Here is a 1,920-nt window from a genome sequence, read left to right as displayed (position 1 = left end):
CTGAAAGTGTTACTTCAGGTTTATTGCAATACGCCTTCTCCAATGCACCCGACGCCACCCAATTTTTTCAGGGCGGACTCACGGCTTATAATATAGCGCAAAAGTTCAAACACCTGCAGGTGGAACCCATCCATGCGCTGTCGGTGAATTGTGTGTCGCAACTGGTGGCCGAACAAATGGCGGTGCAGGTGTGCCGCATCTTTGGCGCTCACTGGGGCATTGGCATTACAGGTTATGCCACACCGGTGCCCGAATCGGACAATAAACTGTTTGCTTATTTCGCCATTACATATAAAGAAAAAATCCGATCAAAGGGCCTGTTACGAAGTAATGATAAGAACCCGCCCGAGGTTCAACTCCATTATACGCAGGCCGTGCTGCAAAAGCTGGCCACGGTAATGAAGTAACGGGTTTCGAATGCAGACCATAAAAAGAGCCCTCCCGATACATCGGGAGGGCTCAACAATCCAACAATGCTCATCAGTAAAAAATATTTATTGCTCCTCCTCTTCTTCTCCTTCTTCTCCTTCCCCTTCTTCGCCTTCTTCTTCTTCCTCCTGTTCAGCCTCCCAGTTTATACCGCCTTCAGCAATGGAGGTAAGCGTTTCATCGGTTTGTTTTTCTTCTTCCAGCGTTTGCGCCAGCAGTTGGGCCACATCCTCTTCGCCCATGGTTTTTGCCAGGGTCACCAGCGTACCGTAGGTGGCGATCTCATAGTGCTCTACTTTTTGTGCCGCAGAAATAATACCGGCATCGCGTGTCATGGAGCCTTTTTCAGTTTCTTCCAGGATGCTTTCACCTTCTTTTACCAGTCCTTCCATGGCTTCACATTTTTTTGCCTGGGCTTTTTTACCCATCATCTGAAAAGCTTCTTCAATACGGGACACATGTTCCTGGGTCTGGCTCAGGTGTTCTTCAATGGCAGCTTTCAATTCCTGGGTAGTAGCTGCTTTTTGCAGCTTGGGCAAGGCCTTGGTCAGCCGCTTTTCGGCCCAGTAAATGTCTTTAAGGGATTCTATAAAAAATTCCTGAAGTTGTGTATTACCCTTTGCAGCGGGTGCTATTGCTGCTTTCTTTTTTGCGCCGCGTGACTTAGTTGTTGCAGGCATATTCGTTAAGTTTTAGAGTTTATTAAATAATAACAACTGATCAAAATGTTGTGCCTACATGTAATTGGTAAATAACTGTATTATTTTATGGATAGAATAAAACACTTCTCTATATGTTCCCCAAGATGCGGGCATAATTTCCCAGAGATGGTATAAATATTTCAGCTATTCATGAAACATGTATCCATGACTGCAGAAGAAAAAATATTCAATATAGCTTTTGAAGAAGCTGGTACAAAGTACACAGGTTGGGTAAACCCTTCTGAGAAGCTTAACAAGGATGGTTTACCCGCATCTTTTCATGTAGTTTTAAATGATACCTCCTTCGGGTATGTATCCCATAACAACGGCGAATGGACAGTTGATGAAGACCGGCCTGCGGGGCTTACTGAAAAGGTAGGTAAGGCCATTGAGAGAAAGTATGCCGTATAATATAGAGCGTTATGAAAAGAAGAAATATTATTGTTATAGGGGCATCGGCCGGCGGTTTTGAGGCAATAAAGGAGATCATAGCCCTCCTGCCCGCTGACCTTGGAGCCGCCATATTTATCGTTTGGCATATTTCACCAGCCACAATTGGCATTTTACCCGATGTATTGAACAAACTGAACACCCTGCCTGCAGCCAATGCAGTGGATTTAGAAGAAATTAAAATGGGCCGCATTTATGTAGCGCCGCCAGACAGGCACCTGCTGCTGGAAACAGACCATATAAGAGTTACAAAAGGACCGAAAGAGAACAGGTTCCGCCCGGCAGTTGACCCCCTGTTCCGTTCCGCAGCCTATACCTTTGGCGCCGGGGTTATTGGTGT

General features: G+C 45.7%; 4 protein-coding genes. 3 read left to right on the top strand and 1 reads right to left on the bottom strand.

Going from position 1 to position 1,920, the window contains the following annotated elements; genetic code table 11:
• The coding region (locus tag ACJ751_RS05855; protein ID WP_407744444.1) for a CinA family protein at positions 1–407 on the top strand (407 nt) is incomplete at its 5' end.
• An 87-nt stretch (positions 408–494) separates the two neighbouring features.
• Here ACJ751_RS05855 and ACJ751_RS05850 read toward each other — a convergent pair.
• Positions 495–1,109 (bottom strand): ferritin-like domain-containing protein, encoded by a 615-nt coding sequence (locus ACJ751_RS05850; protein ID WP_407744443.1) that lies wholly within the window; start codon positions 1,107–1,109, stop codon positions 495–497.
• Positions 1,110–1,280: 171 nt separating this feature from the next.
• On the opposite strand from ACJ751_RS05850, the gene ACJ751_RS05845 reads away from it, so the two are divergent.
• Positions 1,281–1,541: a hypothetical protein gene (locus ACJ751_RS05845; RefSeq protein WP_407744442.1), complete on the top strand. Its 261-nt coding sequence runs from the start codon at positions 1,281–1,283 to the stop codon at positions 1,539–1,541.
• Between the two features lie 11 nt (positions 1,542–1,552).
• Positions 1,553–1,920, top strand: a 368-nt coding sequence (locus ACJ751_RS05840) for a chemotaxis protein CheB (RefSeq protein WP_407744441.1), incomplete at its 3' end; no start/stop codon positions are given.

This window comes from Niastella sp., assembly GCF_045805085.1.
Taxonomy (GTDB): Bacteria; Bacteroidota; Bacteroidia; order Chitinophagales; family Chitinophagaceae; genus Niastella.
The sequence above is the reverse complement of the archived record's forward strand: the minus strand, read 5'-3'. Positions and strand labels throughout refer to the sequence as shown.